The sequence below is a fragment of the Bermanella marisrubri genome, from assembly GCF_012295615.1.
GTDB lineage: Bacteria > Pseudomonadota > Gammaproteobacteria > Pseudomonadales > Oceanobacteraceae > Bermanella > Bermanella marisrubri.
In genome coordinates, this window is sequence record NZ_CP051183.1 from 2,677,259 (window position 1) to 2,691,194 (window position 13,936).

The 13,936-nt window shown below is 44.9% G+C and carries 18 protein-coding genes; 8 read left to right on the forward strand and 10 right to left on the reverse strand.

Annotated features, from left to right (window positions below; all coding sequences use genetic code 11):
* The first annotated feature begins 212 nt into the window (after window positions 1-212).
* A complete protein-coding gene (locus HF888_RS12420) occupies window positions 213-656 on the forward strand; it encodes a DUF4124 domain-containing protein (protein ID WP_007019174.1) in 444 nt (147 codons plus the stop codon).
* Window positions 657-659: 3 nt separating this feature from the next.
* On the opposite strand, the gene pgeF is transcribed toward HF888_RS12420, so the two are convergent.
* Window positions 660-1,382 (reverse strand): peptidoglycan editing factor PgeF, encoded by a 723-nt coding sequence (gene pgeF / locus HF888_RS12425; protein WP_007019173.1) that lies wholly within the window; start codon window positions 1,380-1,382, stop codon window positions 660-662.
* A gap of 4 nt (window positions 1,383-1,386) precedes the next feature.
* Window positions 1,387-2,355, reverse strand: a complete 969-nt coding sequence (rluD, locus tag HF888_RS12430; protein ID WP_007019172.1) for a 23S rRNA pseudouridine(1911/1915/1917) synthase RluD — start codon at window positions 2,353-2,355, stop codon at window positions 1,387-1,389.
* A gap of 112 nt (window positions 2,356-2,467) precedes the next feature.
* Between rluD and HF888_RS12435 the strand changes: the two genes are divergently transcribed.
* Window positions 2,468-3,289 carry an outer membrane protein assembly factor BamD gene (locus tag HF888_RS12435; protein ID WP_040298282.1) on the forward strand — a complete coding sequence of 274 codons (822 nt, stop codon included), beginning with the start codon at window positions 2,468-2,470 and terminating at the stop codon, window positions 3,287-3,289.
* Window positions 3,290-3,433: 144 nt separating this feature from the next.
* On the opposite strand, the gene ffh is transcribed toward HF888_RS12435, so the two are convergent.
* The gene (gene ffh / locus HF888_RS12440; protein WP_007019170.1) at window positions 3,434-4,849 is read right to left on the reverse strand and encodes a signal recognition particle protein; all 1,416 of its coding nucleotides are present in this window, start codon (window positions 4,847-4,849) and stop codon (window positions 3,434-3,436) included.
* A 205-nt stretch (window positions 4,850-5,054) separates the two neighbouring features.
* Here ffh and HF888_RS12445 point away from each other — a divergent pair, with 205 nt between their 5' ends.
* The 3 genes from HF888_RS12445 to HF888_RS12455 all read left to right on the forward strand — a co-directional run bounded on the left by HF888_RS12445 (window position 5,055) and on the right by HF888_RS12455 (window position 8,220).
* The gene (locus tag HF888_RS12445; RefSeq protein ID WP_007019169.1) at window positions 5,055-5,855 is read left to right on the forward strand and encodes a cytochrome C assembly family protein; all 801 of its coding nucleotides are present in this window, start codon (window positions 5,055-5,057) and stop codon (window positions 5,853-5,855) included.
* A 72-nt stretch (window positions 5,856-5,927) separates the two neighbouring features.
* Window positions 5,928-7,196 (forward strand): HlyC/CorC family transporter, encoded by a 1,269-nt coding sequence (locus HF888_RS12450; protein WP_040298272.1) that lies wholly within the window; start codon window positions 5,928-5,930, stop codon window positions 7,194-7,196.
* A 133-nt stretch (window positions 7,197-7,329) separates the two neighbouring features.
* Complete coding sequence (locus tag HF888_RS12455; protein WP_007019166.1) at window positions 7,330-8,220, forward strand: DMT family transporter; 891 nt, start codon at window positions 7,330-7,332, stop codon at window positions 8,218-8,220.
* A gap of 30 nt (window positions 8,221-8,250) precedes the next feature.
* Here the strand turns inward: HF888_RS12455 and purT are convergent, their stop codons facing one another.
* From purT to HF888_RS12475, 4 genes are all read right to left on the reverse strand, one after another.
* Complete coding sequence (gene purT / locus HF888_RS12460; RefSeq protein ID WP_007019165.1) at window positions 8,251-9,435, reverse strand: formate-dependent phosphoribosylglycinamide formyltransferase; 1,185 nt, start codon at window positions 9,433-9,435, stop codon at window positions 8,251-8,253.
* A gap of 75 nt (window positions 9,436-9,510) precedes the next feature.
* Window positions 9,511-9,714: a DUF1289 domain-containing protein gene (locus tag HF888_RS12465; protein ID WP_007019164.1), complete on the reverse strand. Its 204-nt coding sequence runs from the start codon at window positions 9,712-9,714 to the stop codon at window positions 9,511-9,513.
* 34 nt (window positions 9,715-9,748) lie between these two features.
* The gene (locus HF888_RS12470; RefSeq protein WP_007019163.1) at window positions 9,749-10,291 is read right to left on the reverse strand and encodes a gamma carbonic anhydrase family protein; all 543 of its coding nucleotides are present in this window, start codon (window positions 10,289-10,291) and stop codon (window positions 9,749-9,751) included.
* Between the two features lie 5 nt (window positions 10,292-10,296).
* Window positions 10,297-10,911: an NUDIX hydrolase gene (locus tag HF888_RS12475; protein WP_007019162.1), complete on the reverse strand. Its 615-nt coding sequence runs from the start codon at window positions 10,909-10,911 to the stop codon at window positions 10,297-10,299.
* A 444-nt stretch (window positions 10,912-11,355) separates the two neighbouring features.
* On the opposite strand from HF888_RS12475, the gene HF888_RS12480 reads away from it, so the two are divergent.
* Window positions 11,356-11,682 carry a DUF3135 domain-containing protein gene (locus tag HF888_RS12480; protein WP_007019161.1) on the forward strand — a complete coding sequence of 109 codons (327 nt, stop codon included), beginning with the start codon at window positions 11,356-11,358 and terminating at the stop codon, window positions 11,680-11,682.
* A 66-nt stretch (window positions 11,683-11,748) separates the two neighbouring features.
* Window positions 11,749-12,306 carry an NUDIX hydrolase gene (locus tag HF888_RS12485; RefSeq protein ID WP_007019160.1) on the forward strand — a complete coding sequence of 186 codons (558 nt, stop codon included), beginning with the start codon at window positions 11,749-11,751 and terminating at the stop codon, window positions 12,304-12,306.
* A gap of 21 nt (window positions 12,307-12,327) precedes the next feature.
* Here the strand turns inward: HF888_RS12485 and HF888_RS12490 are convergent, their stop codons facing one another.
* The 3 genes from HF888_RS12490 to HF888_RS12500 are packed head-to-tail and all read right to left on the reverse strand — an operon-like array spanning window position 12,328 to window position 13,321.
* A complete protein-coding gene (locus tag HF888_RS12490) occupies window positions 12,328-12,657 on the reverse strand; it encodes a YqfO family protein (RefSeq protein WP_007019159.1) in 330 nt (109 codons plus the stop codon).
* 35 nt (window positions 12,658-12,692) lie between these two features.
* Window positions 12,693-12,950, reverse strand: a complete 258-nt coding sequence (locus HF888_RS12495) for a YkgJ family cysteine cluster protein (protein WP_007019158.1) — start codon at window positions 12,948-12,950, stop codon at window positions 12,693-12,695.
* A 23-nt stretch (window positions 12,951-12,973) separates the two neighbouring features.
* Window positions 12,974-13,321, reverse strand: coding sequence for a hypothetical protein (locus HF888_RS12500; RefSeq protein WP_007019157.1), 348 nt, complete (start codon window positions 13,319-13,321; stop codon window positions 12,974-12,976).
* A 107-nt stretch (window positions 13,322-13,428) separates the two neighbouring features.
* On the opposite strand from HF888_RS12500, the gene HF888_RS12505 reads away from it, so the two are divergent.
* On the forward strand, window positions 13,429-13,905 hold the full coding sequence (locus tag HF888_RS12505; protein ID WP_007019156.1) for a riboflavin biosynthesis intermediates N-glycosidase: 477 nt from the start codon (window positions 13,429-13,431) through the stop codon (window positions 13,903-13,905).
* The last annotated feature ends 31 nt before the right edge of the window (window positions 13,906-13,936 follow it).

Here is a 13,936-nt window from a genome sequence, read left to right on the forward strand (position 1 = left end):
CGTAAATTGGGAGTAAAACAAAATAAATATCGAAAAACACGGAAAGCCCACACGGACACTGGGCTCTTAAGACTTCGACAAATTAAGTATATTTTTTAGAGCGGAGCATGCAAATGGTTCACTAATCACTTTGCATGATTGTAGACCCCTCTATGGTTTAGCCTGCGCGCATTTGATAATCTATCGCCAAAAATACTAAAAGAGATATCAGCATGAGAATCAGCATTCTTATTTCAGTGTTGCTTTTCGCAATGCCCAGTTTAGCCCAAGTATATAAATGGGTAGATGATAATGGACAAACTCATTTCTCTCAGTTTCCTCCAAACGAATCCAAAGAGGCTGAACAGATAAACATTACTGTAGGAACTTCAGGTTCGGCGGAAGAAGCGAAAAAACGATTGCGGGAGCAACGGGAAAGCCTACTTAAAGATTCGATTGAGCGTGGCCTAGATGAAGAAGAAAAAATGCGCGCAAGGGCGGAAGCTGAGGATCAACAAAAACGCTGTGAACAAGCACGAGAACAACTTACAACATTGCAAACAGGAGGTCGTGTATTCACGACGAACGAGGCTGGAGAGCGCGAATATCTTGACGATCAGAAACGCCAAGATATGATTAAAAAGACTCAAGCACGTGTAAACGAAGCCTGTAATTAACTATTACTGATTTTCTATCCAAATACAGGACGCCATGCGTCCTGTCATACCATCTCGGCGATAACTAAAATATTTGTCCTCTTGTGTAAACGTACATTCCATTCCACCGTAGATTCGTTTGACACCCTGAGCCAATAAACGAATGCGCGCAAGGGCGTACATATCACCCAACCATTTACCCTTATTTGAGCTTGCTCTAAAACAGCTCTCTGCATCAGCATTGCGCTCAATAAAACCGTCTCGTACTTCAGGCCCCACTTCAAATGCATTCGGTCCGATGGCAGGGCCCAAATAGGCGATTATTACGTCATCACCAGAAAACTTGCTAAGTGTTGCCTCTAATACACCCTCCATTAAGCCTTTCCAGCCTGCATGGGCTGCAGCCACCTTTGTACCTTGCACATTGGTAAATAAGACGGGTAGGCAATCAGCTGTCATGACAGCGCAGACTGCTGCTGGTGAATCGCTGAACACAGCATCGGCTTCAATACCTGATTGAGCTGTATTTGCATCAACCACGACTGTGCCATGAACCTGCTGTAGCCACGCAGGCTCACCAGGCAAATGTTGATACAGGCGAGAACGATTTTCCTTGACCGCTTGCGGATCATCTTCGACATGATGACCAAGGTTCAAACTATCGTAGGGTGCGCTACTCACGCCGCCATCGCGCGTTGTAATCAACGTTTTAATATGTTTTGGAACCGGCCAATCTGCGCTGTACATGGTTTTAAATTCCGTCGTGATATTGTTCGGCGTCGTAATTCAATTCTTCCAGAAGCTCTTCAAAGTCATCGGGCAAAGACACCTGCCAAGACATTAATTCATTGGTAGCAGGATGATGCAACTCCAGTTTCACCGCATGCAGTGCTTGGCGTGGAAACTCACGCAATACTTCTCGCAATTCCTGACTAAGGCCTTTAGGGAAACGCACCTTACCGCCATAGGTTGCGTCTCCAACCAAAGGATGCTGCATATGAGCCATATGTACACGAATTTGATGCGTTCGACCGGTTTCTAACTTGACTCGGATATGTGTATGGGCTGGATATTGCTTTACTACTCGATAATGGGTAATCGCCTCTTTGCCTGTCGGATGGACAGCCATCTTTGTGCGATCTTTACTGTGGCGAGCGATAGGTTCACTGATTTTTCCGCCACCCGTCATTTTACCCTGTATCACTGCCTCGTATTCGCGTCCCATTTGACGGCTTTGTAGCTGTTCTACAAGATGATTCTGTGCTTGCAACGTCTTAGCCACCACCATTAACCCAGTTGTGTCTTTATCCAAACGGTGCACAATGCCCGCTCTGGGGATTGTTTCCAACGATGGGCAATGATGCAACAAGCCATTGAGCAAAGTACCAGTTAGATTACCCGCCGCTGGATGCACCACCAGATCCGCGGGTTTATCAATAACAATGATATGCTCGTCTTCATAAACAATTGGAAAGTCGATATCTTCAGCTATCCATTCACCCTCCGCTTGCAGCGTCACATCCAGCGTAAGCGTTTCTCCCCCTATCAGCTTGTCTTTGGGCTTGCGCACAGCGCCATCGATTTTTAGCTCGCCATCTTTAATCCAAGACTGGAGACGAGCGCGACTGTAGTCAGGGAACAATTGCGCGGCTATTTGATCCAAGCGCCTATTGCCGAGTTCATTCGGGACAACAACGGTTTCGTTAATATGCTCTGGCATGGTTTTTCAATAAACCTTATCAAATTGGGGCTGCTTGCACCTTGGTCATCCAAGATGCATGTGGTTAAATGCCCCACTTATTTCAAATATCGAGATTATATCAGATACGATTATGCGATTCCTGATTCTACTAATAACAATTGCCAGCTTGGCCGCCTGTTCCTCTTCCGGTAAACGTCCTGATCAAGAATTAAGCGAGCGTGGTATATACGATAAGGCGATGGAAGCCATTGGGAACGAAAACTTCTTTTTGGCTATCGAAACCCTAGAGCGCCTAGAAAACCGTTACCCATTTGGTAAATACAGCGAGCAAGCGCAGCTCGAAATGATTCATGCGCAATACCAAGCACAAGATTTAGAAAATGCTCGTGCGACAGCGGAACGCTTTATTCGCTTGCACCCACAGCACCCAAAAGTGGATTACGCCTATTACATGAAGGCGCTTACAACCTATGAACTTGGGCTAAGTCTAGTAGAGCGTTACTTTGCTGATGAAGAATCACAGCGCGATCCAAGCCCGGCGCAAGAGTCTTTCAATGAACTAGCGGAACTCATAAAACGCTTTCCCAATAGCGAATATGCCGCTGACGCTCGTCAACGCATGATCTATTTGCGCGACCGCATCGCCCTACATGAGATCCATGTGGCTCGCTATTACCTAAAACGCCACGCTTACGTGGCGGCGGCAAATCGTGGCCGAAACGTAGTAGAGAACTTTCAAGGCACAAAACAGGTGGATGACGGCCTAGCAATGATGGTAGAAGCCTACACCTTGTTAGGTCAAAAAGACTTGGCGGACAAAAGCCTTAAAGTACTGAAAGCCAATTATCCAGAGCACGAACAACTAGTAGACGGAAAGTTTCAACTCAGCGGCTGGCACAAAAAGGACCATCGCAGTATATGGAATGTCATGACCTTTGGGTTGGTGGATTAATCCAAAGAGATCACCTAGAAACATAGAAAGTGATCAATAAAAATCAAAAAAGGCGCTGCAATCAAAATTACAGCGCCTTTTTTATTACTTGGCAATTATAAGTGGTGACGCGAGGCAATAGCTGCTAAGCCAGCTGAGTCATACCTATTTAAATGGAAAACCTCCACCTGGGCCGCCCATACCAGGAGGCATACCGCCCCCCGGACCACCTTGGCCACCCATGCCTTTCATAGCGCCAAGCATTTTCTTCATGCCGCCTTTGCCCTTCATCTTCTTCATCATTTTTTGCATCTGCTTATGCTGCTTTAGGACGCGATTGATGGCTTGGATATCGGTGCCAGAACCAGAGGCAATACGTTTTTTGCGACTTCCGTTGATTTTATCTGGGAAGGCTCGCTCCATTGGCGTCATAGAGTTTATGATGGCTTCGGTCTGTCCCATTTGTTTTTCAGCAGCGCCCATCTGATCCGCCGCTGCGCCCATATTACCCATACCAGGCAGCTTATCCATCATGCCCATTAAGCCGCCCATGTTTTTCATTTGCAGCAATTGGTCTCGGAAATCTTCCAAATCAAAACCTTTGCCTTTTTGCAGTTTTTTCGCAAGTTTGTCGGCTTTACTTTTGTCAATCTTGCGTTCGGCTTCCTCAATGAGCGACATGACATCACCCATATCCAAAATACGGGACGCTACACGATCAGGGTGGAACGGCTCAAGCGCATCAGTCTTCTCACCCATACCCATAAATTTGATCGGTTTGCCTGTCACGTGGCGCACAGAAAGAGCTGCACCACCACGAGCATCACCGTCAGCTTTCGTCAATACCACACCCGTTAGCGGTAATGCTTCGCTAAACGCTTTTGCAGTATTTGCAGCATCCTGACCCGTCATAGCATCGACTACGAATAGTGTCTCAACTGGGTCTATGGCTTTGTGTAAACTCTGAATCTCGGCCATCATATCTTCATCAACAGCCAAACGACCGGCCGTGTCGACAATTAACACATCGGCAAATTGTGTTTTTGCTTCCTTGATTGCATTGTTGGCGATATCTACAGGCTTTTGCTTTTCATCTGATGGGAAGAACTGTGCACCCACTTCACTGGCCAGCGTTTCAAGTTGCTTAATAGCCGCAGGACGATAAACATCCGCACTCACCACCATGACCTTTTTCTTTTCACGTTCTTTTAGGTAACGCGCAAGCTTGCCCACTGTGGTGGTTTTACCCGCACCCTGTAGGCCTGCCATCAAAATGACCGCAGGGGGCTTTGCAGCGAGATCCAAACTTTCATTAGCCTCGCCCATGACGCTTTGCAGCTCTTCCTGAACGATCTTTAAGAATGCTTGACCTGGACTCAGACTTTTTAGAACTTCACTACCAACGGCACGCTCTTTTACTTGGTTAGTAAACGCTTTCACCACTGGTAAAGCGACATCTGCTTCTAACAAGGCCATGCGAACTTCTCGCAACGTTCCCTTGATGTTGTCTTCTGTGATCTTTGATTTTCCACTGATGGCGCGCAGCGCGCCATTTAAGCGGTCTTGTAAATTCTCAAACATGTTTAATTTCTCAAATCTTAGGTCTTAGCCACGTGGTTTGGACTTTAATCTAGCGTAAATTCTCGGCCTAAACGCGTGAGAGCCGCTTTTTGGCTCTATACTTCCGACCCATCTGTGTGCACAATTAGTCCAATTATAAAGATAACTGCAACGCATGAACACAGGGGATTAGCTTCTGTGTTAGGTATGAGGAAAAACACTAGGAATGGCCACTTCATTCGCTGTCATCGCCATCGTTCTTTATAGCGCTAGCGCCATACGCCAATACATAACTATCGGAAACCCGCAAAAGGTTAATCGCCAACTGGTTTTAGGACTTGGCACATCAGCCGTCGCGAGCCATGTTTTACATTGGGTTTTTGTTGTCTCTGAAGGCCAGTTTTCGTTTGGTTTTTTTATGGTGGGCTCACTCATCGCCTTGGTAGTCAGCTTCTTGTTTGTGCTCAGTGCCTTGAAAAAACCATTGGAGCCGCTTTTGCTCGGCGTATTCCCCATGAGCGCGGTCATTCTTATTATTAATATACTAGCTCCTAACCAACCAGAGAGCCTCGAGCATAGCATTGGTTCAGGTATTCTAAGTCATATAATATTGTCCATTGTGGCCTACAGTGTACTCATCATTGCAGCGTTTCAGGCTATTTTACTAATGGTTCAAGATCATCATCTCAAGCATAAGCAACTGGACGGCATCATGCGGGTACTGCCACCACTGCAAACCATGGAACGCTTGCTTTTCGAGATGCTAACAGTGGGCACTGTGCTGCTTTCCCTCTCCATATTGTCTGGCTTTGTGTTCATTGAGGACTTCTTCGCTCAACACTTGGTCCACAAAACTGCATTCACAATTTTAGCGTGGGCCACCTTTAGCTTTTTATTGTTCGCCCACTGGAAATTCGGCTGGCGTGGCAATCAAGCCTCTCGCTGGACTTTGGCAGGCACCAGTTTCTTGATACTGGCCTACTTTGGCAGCAAATTTGTGTTGGAGATCCTTTTGGGGCGGCCCTAAGTAAGCGCAGCCCCTTTGGTTCAGCATAAAATCTGTTAAACTCCTCCCTTCTTTAGCCAATTGGAAACCTGAGTGAACGACATCCCATTAAGCGTCCTTTTCATATCGCTTTTCGTTTTATTAGTGTGTTCTGCTTTCTTCTCTAGCTCAGAAACGGGCATGATGTCTTTAAATCGCTATCGCATGCGGCACTTGGCTAAACAAGGCCATGGCGGTGCTAAACGTGCATCTCAATTACTGGCTCGTACTGATCGCTTAATTGGCGTCATTCTAATTGGCAATAATTTTGTAAATATCGCTGCAGCATCCATTGCTACGTTAATTGCTCAACGCATTTGGGTAGACAACCCTGAACTGGGGGTGTCAATAGCTACTGTGTTGCTTACTCTAGTCGTTTTAATATTCGCCGAAGTAACACCAAAAACCATTGCAGCCAACCATCCAGAAAAGGTCGCCTACCCGTTCAGCTACTTATTGCGACCTCTATTATTTCTACTAATGCCGTTTGTGTATGTGGTCAATACCATTGCCAATTTCTTGATTCGCTTAACGGGTATAAAGCTCGATCAAGACAGTAAAGATCTATTGAGCACCGAAGAATTCCGCACATTGATTCATGAAGCAGGTGCAATGATCCCGCCAAAACGCCAGCAAATGCTTCTCTCTATTTTGGATCTCGAAACAGTGCGAGTAAATGACATCATGGTGCCGCGCAATGAAATTGTGGGCATAGATTTAGATGACGATATTCGTGAGATTGAAAATACTCTACGCAACAGCCAGCACACTCGACTGCCGGTGTGGAAAGGCAATATCAATAATATTTTGGGCATGCTGCACATGCGCAATGCTGCCAAAGTTTTAGCACAACCAGAGTTCACCAAAGCTGAGCTATTGCAGGCAACCCGAGAACCCTACTTTGTTCCCGAAACGGCTCAGTTACACAATCAGCTGTTTAACTTCCAAAGTGAGCAACGTCGAATTGCTATCGTGGTAGACGAGTACGGGAATGTACAAGGTATAGCAACACTAGAAGATATACTCGAAGAAATTGTAGGTGATTTCACCACTGATATGTCAGCCACAAGTTTAGATGTCATGCCGCAAGACGATGGTAGTTTTATTATCGATGGCACGATTACCATTCGCGAATTAAACAAAGCCTTAAATTATGAGTTATCTATGGATGGACCTAAAACATTCAGTGGCTTGATTATTGAACATCTAGAATCGATCCCCGATAGCAACATATGCTTAAAGATAGACGATTACCCTATCGAAATATTAAAAGTAAAAGCCAATACTATTGCCTCAGCTAAGATTTATCCGATTCCTAAATAAACTGCTAATTTCTTAGCAACTCTATACACAGTGTTTCAGCGGTAAGGCTCGTCATGAGCCTTGTCTTGAACTAACCTTACAGTTTTCTCAGTTGTCAGATGCATTCTGACTTCACAGTTTATTCGAGTAACGAATGCCTCAATTGATTCACCGCCCTTACGCCATTTTAATTCTTGTGGTAACCGCTACGCTTTTTGCTGGCAATCATATTTCTGCTCGCATTGCATTTGAACATGATACGGGACTTTTACTGGCGATCTTATTGCGCGGGCTCACAGCATTAAGCCTGATGCTAATCATTGCTTATCGTCAGAGAGCTTCATTTGCCATTCCCGCCGGACAACGATTCTGGGTGTTTAGCTTAGGCATTCTGATTGCTTTACAGAGCCTTTGTTTGTATTCCTCTATCGTGCGTATCCCAGTTGCTATGTCCCTATTGTTGGTAAATACATGGCCGATGATGTTCATTCTAGCCAGTTGGATAATGGGTAAACGTCAACCCGATGCACTCACCTTTGGTTTATTGTTTTTTATTCTTGTTGGCCTGGCATTAGTTCTCGATGTAACAAGCTTGGGAAACATGACTGCTGAAAAACAAATAGGAATAATTCTTGGTCTACTCGCCGCTCTTTTCTTAGCGATTACTATGTGGCTGACTCAGTACCACTTGCACGCCTTGCCTGGTTCCGTTCGAAGTGCTTATACGATGATGACTGTGGTTGCTGTAATGATCATTGCTGGGGCCATGGACTGGGTACCCGGAGGATTAAAGGTACCGCAAGCTACAGAGGGCTGGTTTGGCTTACTCGGTTTATCAATACTCTACGGCATTGCATTTACTTTGCTCTTCGTTTTGGCACCGCGACTCGATATGGGTCGAAATTCTCCAGTGCTCAACTTTGAACCTGTTGCGTCTTTATTTTTAGGATTTGTTTTCCTTGGTCAATTTCTTCTACCGATGCAGCTCGTTGGTGGAGCAATTGTCATTGCCGGCATATTGGCCATTGGGTTCAAGGGCCAATAAGCCGACGAATGAATTAGCTATGTGCCGTAGCTAAAGTTCTACTTTAACCGCTGCAGAGCTCTGGCGCGCGTTTTCTCGCGCTTGATCAATGGTTTCTGCCCTAGCTAAAGCGACACCCATACGGCGCTGACCCTGCACTTCTGGTTTTCCAAATAAACGCAAGTCCGTATTTGCAATCGCAAGCGCTTTTTCCAAATCGAGAAAACGTACTTGGTCACTTTCGCCATTAACTAAAATGACGCTAGATGCACTAGCGCCATATTGCTGAATATTCGGAATTGGTAAATCTAATATAGCTCGCGCGTGTAAAGCAAACTCGCTTAAATTTTGTGAAATCAACGTGACCAAGCCAGTATCATGTGGACGTGGAGATACTTCACTAAAAATCACTTCATCCCCTTTTACAAAAAGCTCTACACCAAATAACCCCTTACCACCCAATGCACTTGTGACTTTTTCTGCAATATCTTGGGCACTATTCAATGCAGTTTCCGACATAGCTTGTGGCTGCCAAGATTCTTGGTAATCACCATTTTCTTGTCGATGACCTATGGGTGCGCAAAAAGAAGTGCCATCCCTATGGCGCACCGTGAGTAGCGTGATTTCAAAATCAAAATCGACAAAGCCTTCAATAATGACTTTACCTTTGCCTGCACGTCCACCTTCTTGCGCATAGTCCCAAGCCTTTTGAATGTCGCTCTCTCGTTTTACTAGGGACTGGCCTTTGCCAGAACTACTCATGATAGGTTTAACAACACAAGGTAAGCCAATATTTTTTATGGCATTTTGATACTCATCAAACGTCGCCGCAAATTCATATGGACTGGTTTTAATACTCAACTCTTCTGCCGCCAGACGGCGAATCCCCTCTCGATTCATAGTAAGCTGCGTCGCTTTGGCCGTAGGCACCACATTAAAGCCTTCACTCTCCAGTTCTGCCAATGTATCCGTAGCGATAGCTTCTATTTCCGGCACAATCAAATGCGGCTGCTCCAATTCTATTACTCGGCGCAACGCTCTCCCGTTTAACATGTCCACAGTATGGTGACGATGTGCAACCTGCATAGCTGGGGCATCCGCATAGCGATCCACCGCAATGACCTCACATCCCAAACGCTGTAATTCAATGGCAACTTCTTTACCTAATTCACCTGAACCACATAATAAAACGCGTATTGCATGTTTACGCATGGGTGTGCCGATAGAAACACTCATGGTTTTCCCCCAAATGACGTGATATAAATTTCTTCATGACCAAAAAAATGGGCCTGTTAGGCCCATTTTACTCTATTAATATGACAGTATGTTTCCCGAGGCGACTTCTCGCTCTGCCACTTTTTTCAACACCACTTCTTTTTCCGCGTTGTTCATTTCTCCCCACTGAGTGATTTCTTCTCCGGTACGGTAACAACCAATACAGACATCATTTTCATCCAATGCACAAACAGCAACGCAGGGACTCTTTACCATACCTAAAATATTTTTCTCACTCATAAGCGATAACCTACAACCAACCAACGTTTATTCACTATTTCTGACGCGCAAAATCCTGCTGTGCTTTCAGCTTGGCTTTATAGCGTTTAAAGTTTTGTACATAAAAGCCAGCACTCATTTCAAGTTGTTTTTTCTGTGCGTCGTTTAATTCACGTTTAATTTTACCGGGACTACCTAACACCATCGACCCATCTGGAATTTCCATGCCCTCAGGAATTAATGTATTCGCGCCGATTAAACAGTGCTTGCCAATTTTAGCGCCATTAAGAATCACACTATTGATACCTACTAGGGTGTAATCACCGATGTCGCAACCATGCAGCATCGCTTTATGACCTACAGTGACACCTTTACCCAGGGTTAACTTAAAACCTGGATCCGTATGTAAAACACTACCATCTTGTACATTACTATCTTCGCCGATAATAATCAGATCATTATCAGCTCGCACAACGACGTTGAACCAGATAGAGGCATTATTGTGAAGCTCAACACTGCCAATCAAGTCGGCACTATCCGCAATGAAATATTCTTCTCCATGGACTTGGATTTGGCGATCATCTAATGCGTAAACCATCTTCGCTACCCTTCTTTATTATTTTTAATTAATTGGTCCATGTGGTCTTGTATATGACCGATGGCTAGTTCTAATTGGGTACCACAAAACTCATTGAGCATTTCTGCTAGCATCACAGCCGTTAACCCCCAAATGGTAAAGCTCTGAAACTGCCAGCGAGGACCTTTAAACGATCCAAACTTATCAATATTATCCGGTTCACCATCAATGAAGAACGAAAGTGGTACTCTAAAATACGCTTCAATTTCGTCACTATCATTGCTCAGAACCACATCATGGGGAACTACTGCAAGCACTGGAGTAACCAGAAATCCGTAGCGTGATATCACCTGACTCATGGGTCCCACCACATTTACCGTCTCTGGGTTGAGGCCAATTTCTTCCTCTGCTTCTCGCAAGGCCGTTTCAATGACATCGCGATCTGTGGCCTCACATTTACCGCCGGGGAACGCCACTTCACCTTGATGAGTGGGCATTTCACTGGAGCGCAAAGTCAGTATCACTTCTGGTTCAGGCGCGTCGGTAACTGCGACCAATACAGCCGCTTGTGCCAACTCACTGATTTCTAGGGTCCTCGGTTGATGATTTTGAACGCCATTAATCAGTGTGGTTAATATCATATTTGGACTTTTCCCTTAGTTTTACAGCATTCTAGCGAATTGAACTATCAATTTCAGTACCTTACTTCACCATAATGTAAGGCTGTGTATCCAATCATTGATCATTCAACTGACATACCTAGAATTACGATAAAAACTCGTATTCAGCCTGCACTAGGTCACAATATTTCACAAAGACATATAAAATTTTGCTTTAGTAATCCAGGTCTTTTATTACCAAAGTACCAAAAAACTTAGCATGGCTGACGCTCGTAATACTATAACTTATTGTTTTTATTAAGTTTATTTAGAGCTCGTATTGAATTGGCATAAAACCGATGCGCTGGTTATTTGACGGCCTGCCCCAAATCTTAAGAGTTTTCAAGCTTATGGCGACGTGAAAAGCTCGGTAGACTATGAAACATAAAATTACAAATTTTAAAATGAATTTTTTGGGGATGTTGTATGCAGAAGCCTTTGCCAAGTTTCGAGCAGCTAAAGGAAATGGCTAAGGCCAATCCAGACGCATTAGAGAGGTTGCGCCAAGAGCACGTTCAAGCAGCCATTAATGCTGCACCAGAGCAGTACCGAAAACGCCTTGAGGGACTTCAATTTCAAATCGATGGTCAGCGTCGGATTGCTAAAAATCCCATGTCTTCTTGCATCACGATCAGTAAAATGATGCATGATTCGCTTCACAAACTAAAAACCTGCATTCAAGGCTCCGAGGACGAGCAACCTGCCGAGAGTAACAAACGATCGACAGCTAAAATCATTAGCTTGCACATCTAGCCTCTCTATAGTGATTTCCCTTATCACCATGGTTATACTGGGAAAAACTTAGGGCTAAAGGTGGCTATGAAATACTGCAGCGAATGCGCTCATCCCGTTGAGTACATCGTTCCGGATGGCGATAACCGCGAACGAGCAACCTGCACTCAGTGCGGCACGATCCATTATACAAACCCTCGTATTATTGCCGGCACACTGCCGTTATTCGAAGACAAAGTCATGCTTTGCAGACGCGCTATAGAGCCAAGGAAAGGTTATTGGACATTGCCCGCAGGCTTCATGGAAAACGGTGAAACATTAGAAGAAGGCGCGCAGCGGGAAACGCTAGAGGAAACCGGCGTAGAAGTGGCCATCGGACAACTACTAGCCAGTATCAGCGTACCTCACATTTCTCAAGTTCATATATTTTTCGAAGCGCAAATGCAAAGCGCTGAACATGCAGCCAGTACTAGCGAAAGCTTAGAAGTAAAACTCTTTAGTTGGAACGAGATTCCATGGGAAGAAATCGCGTTTCCCACGGTGAAGAAAACTCTGCGCTTTTATCAAGAAGACATGCTAGCGGGTCACATCCAAACTCGTATATTAGATATTCAGCCTCAAGAAAGACTGAAGGTTGGGGATTAAAAAGCTCGATGTAAGTTACTACTAACTTACTATGGCAATGGGTAAATCAACGGGTTTATACACATCATAGGCAGGCTCTTCAAAGGGATGGGCCTGCTGCATGGCAGCAATCACCGCGTTCACATGCTCATCCGCCACCACCATTTCGACCTTATATTCTTCCACCAGCTCTAACTGCCCAGTCTCACCAATAAACGCATTATTGCCCTCTAAGGGGCGGAACTGCCCTTGGCCTGCAATCTGCCAACAGCATCGATCATAATTACCAATGCGTCCAGCGCCAGCTTCAAACATAGCGAGCTTTACTTGTTCTAGGTGAGTTGCAGGAATATATACATTAATACGATGCATAAATCAGAAACCTTTATATTATTGGGCAATAGTCATCACTGTAACAATGTAATGTCTTCCAACTGGATAAGGGTCTGCAGAGCCTCGTCACGAGTATCTCCACAAATATCATATTCCGCTGTAAAAGAATCACAGACTTTAGGGCGCTCAGACTGACCAAAGATTTTACATAAATTTTGATCATCTAATTGAATACAGCGAACCCCTGCTGGCTTGCCGTTGGGCATCCCGGGAATGGGACTAGTGATAGATGGCGCGATACAACATGCACCGCAACCCAAACGACATTCCATAATGATCCTGTGTGTGAAATCCTTTAATGACCCAATTCTGCTATCAGGGTTCGATTGAACCTAGTGCAATAACGCTCCAAAAGCACTTTTTCTGATTTGGGCATGGGACTTTGACTGTATAAACGACCTTCGTTCATGATGCTGATATTATACTGATTTTCAACCACTTGCCTCTGCTGACGAGATAAGCCCGGGACTCTTGGTTTCTTTTGTGTATCTAAAATAAAGGCACAAAACCGTGGATAAGGCTTTTGTGCGGTTTGCCGCGCATCCATCACAGGGTACTGAAAATCCCGCATATCAAGGCCCCAAGCTTGGCTACACATCATTGCAACCAGCACCGCTGCCCCAAAATATCGCTTTGCCAACACCTTAGATCTCCTTTAGTCGCTTTTTATTCAGTGTAGACCTCAGGTGGTTTTGCTACCATTGAGCCCATACGAAATCATTGATCCCCCTCTAAGATAAGGACAAGGCAATGGGACTATTTGCCGAAGAGTTTGAAGACGCTATTTTCTTTTCTCGCTTAGATGAAGAGGAGATGCTGGGTAGCCGTATTCATCAGCCATTCCTTTTGGACGACTACAATTGGCCAACAGCAGAACACTATACTCAGGCCTTGCTCTTTAAAGACGCCAAGATCCAGCAACAAATCCGTGAAAGCGAAGAACCTGTAGAAGCCGCCAAGCAATACAAATGGCGTTTTTGGTTGAAACATAAAGACTGGAAAAAACGTGGTCCGATTTTAATGACCCGTGCCATTTACACGCAATGTAAAACGTATCCAGTAAAAGCACAGGCCTTATTGGATACAGAAGATCGCCTCTTGATGGAAAATAGTCTTTACGATTATTTCTGGGGGTGCGGACGGGATCGTCGCGGTGACAATCGCTATGGCAAAGTCATGATGAGCGTTCGTGGTCGATTAAGAAAAGAAGCCGCGCAATCGCAATAATCCAATGAATCGATGACGAAAAAAATGGCTA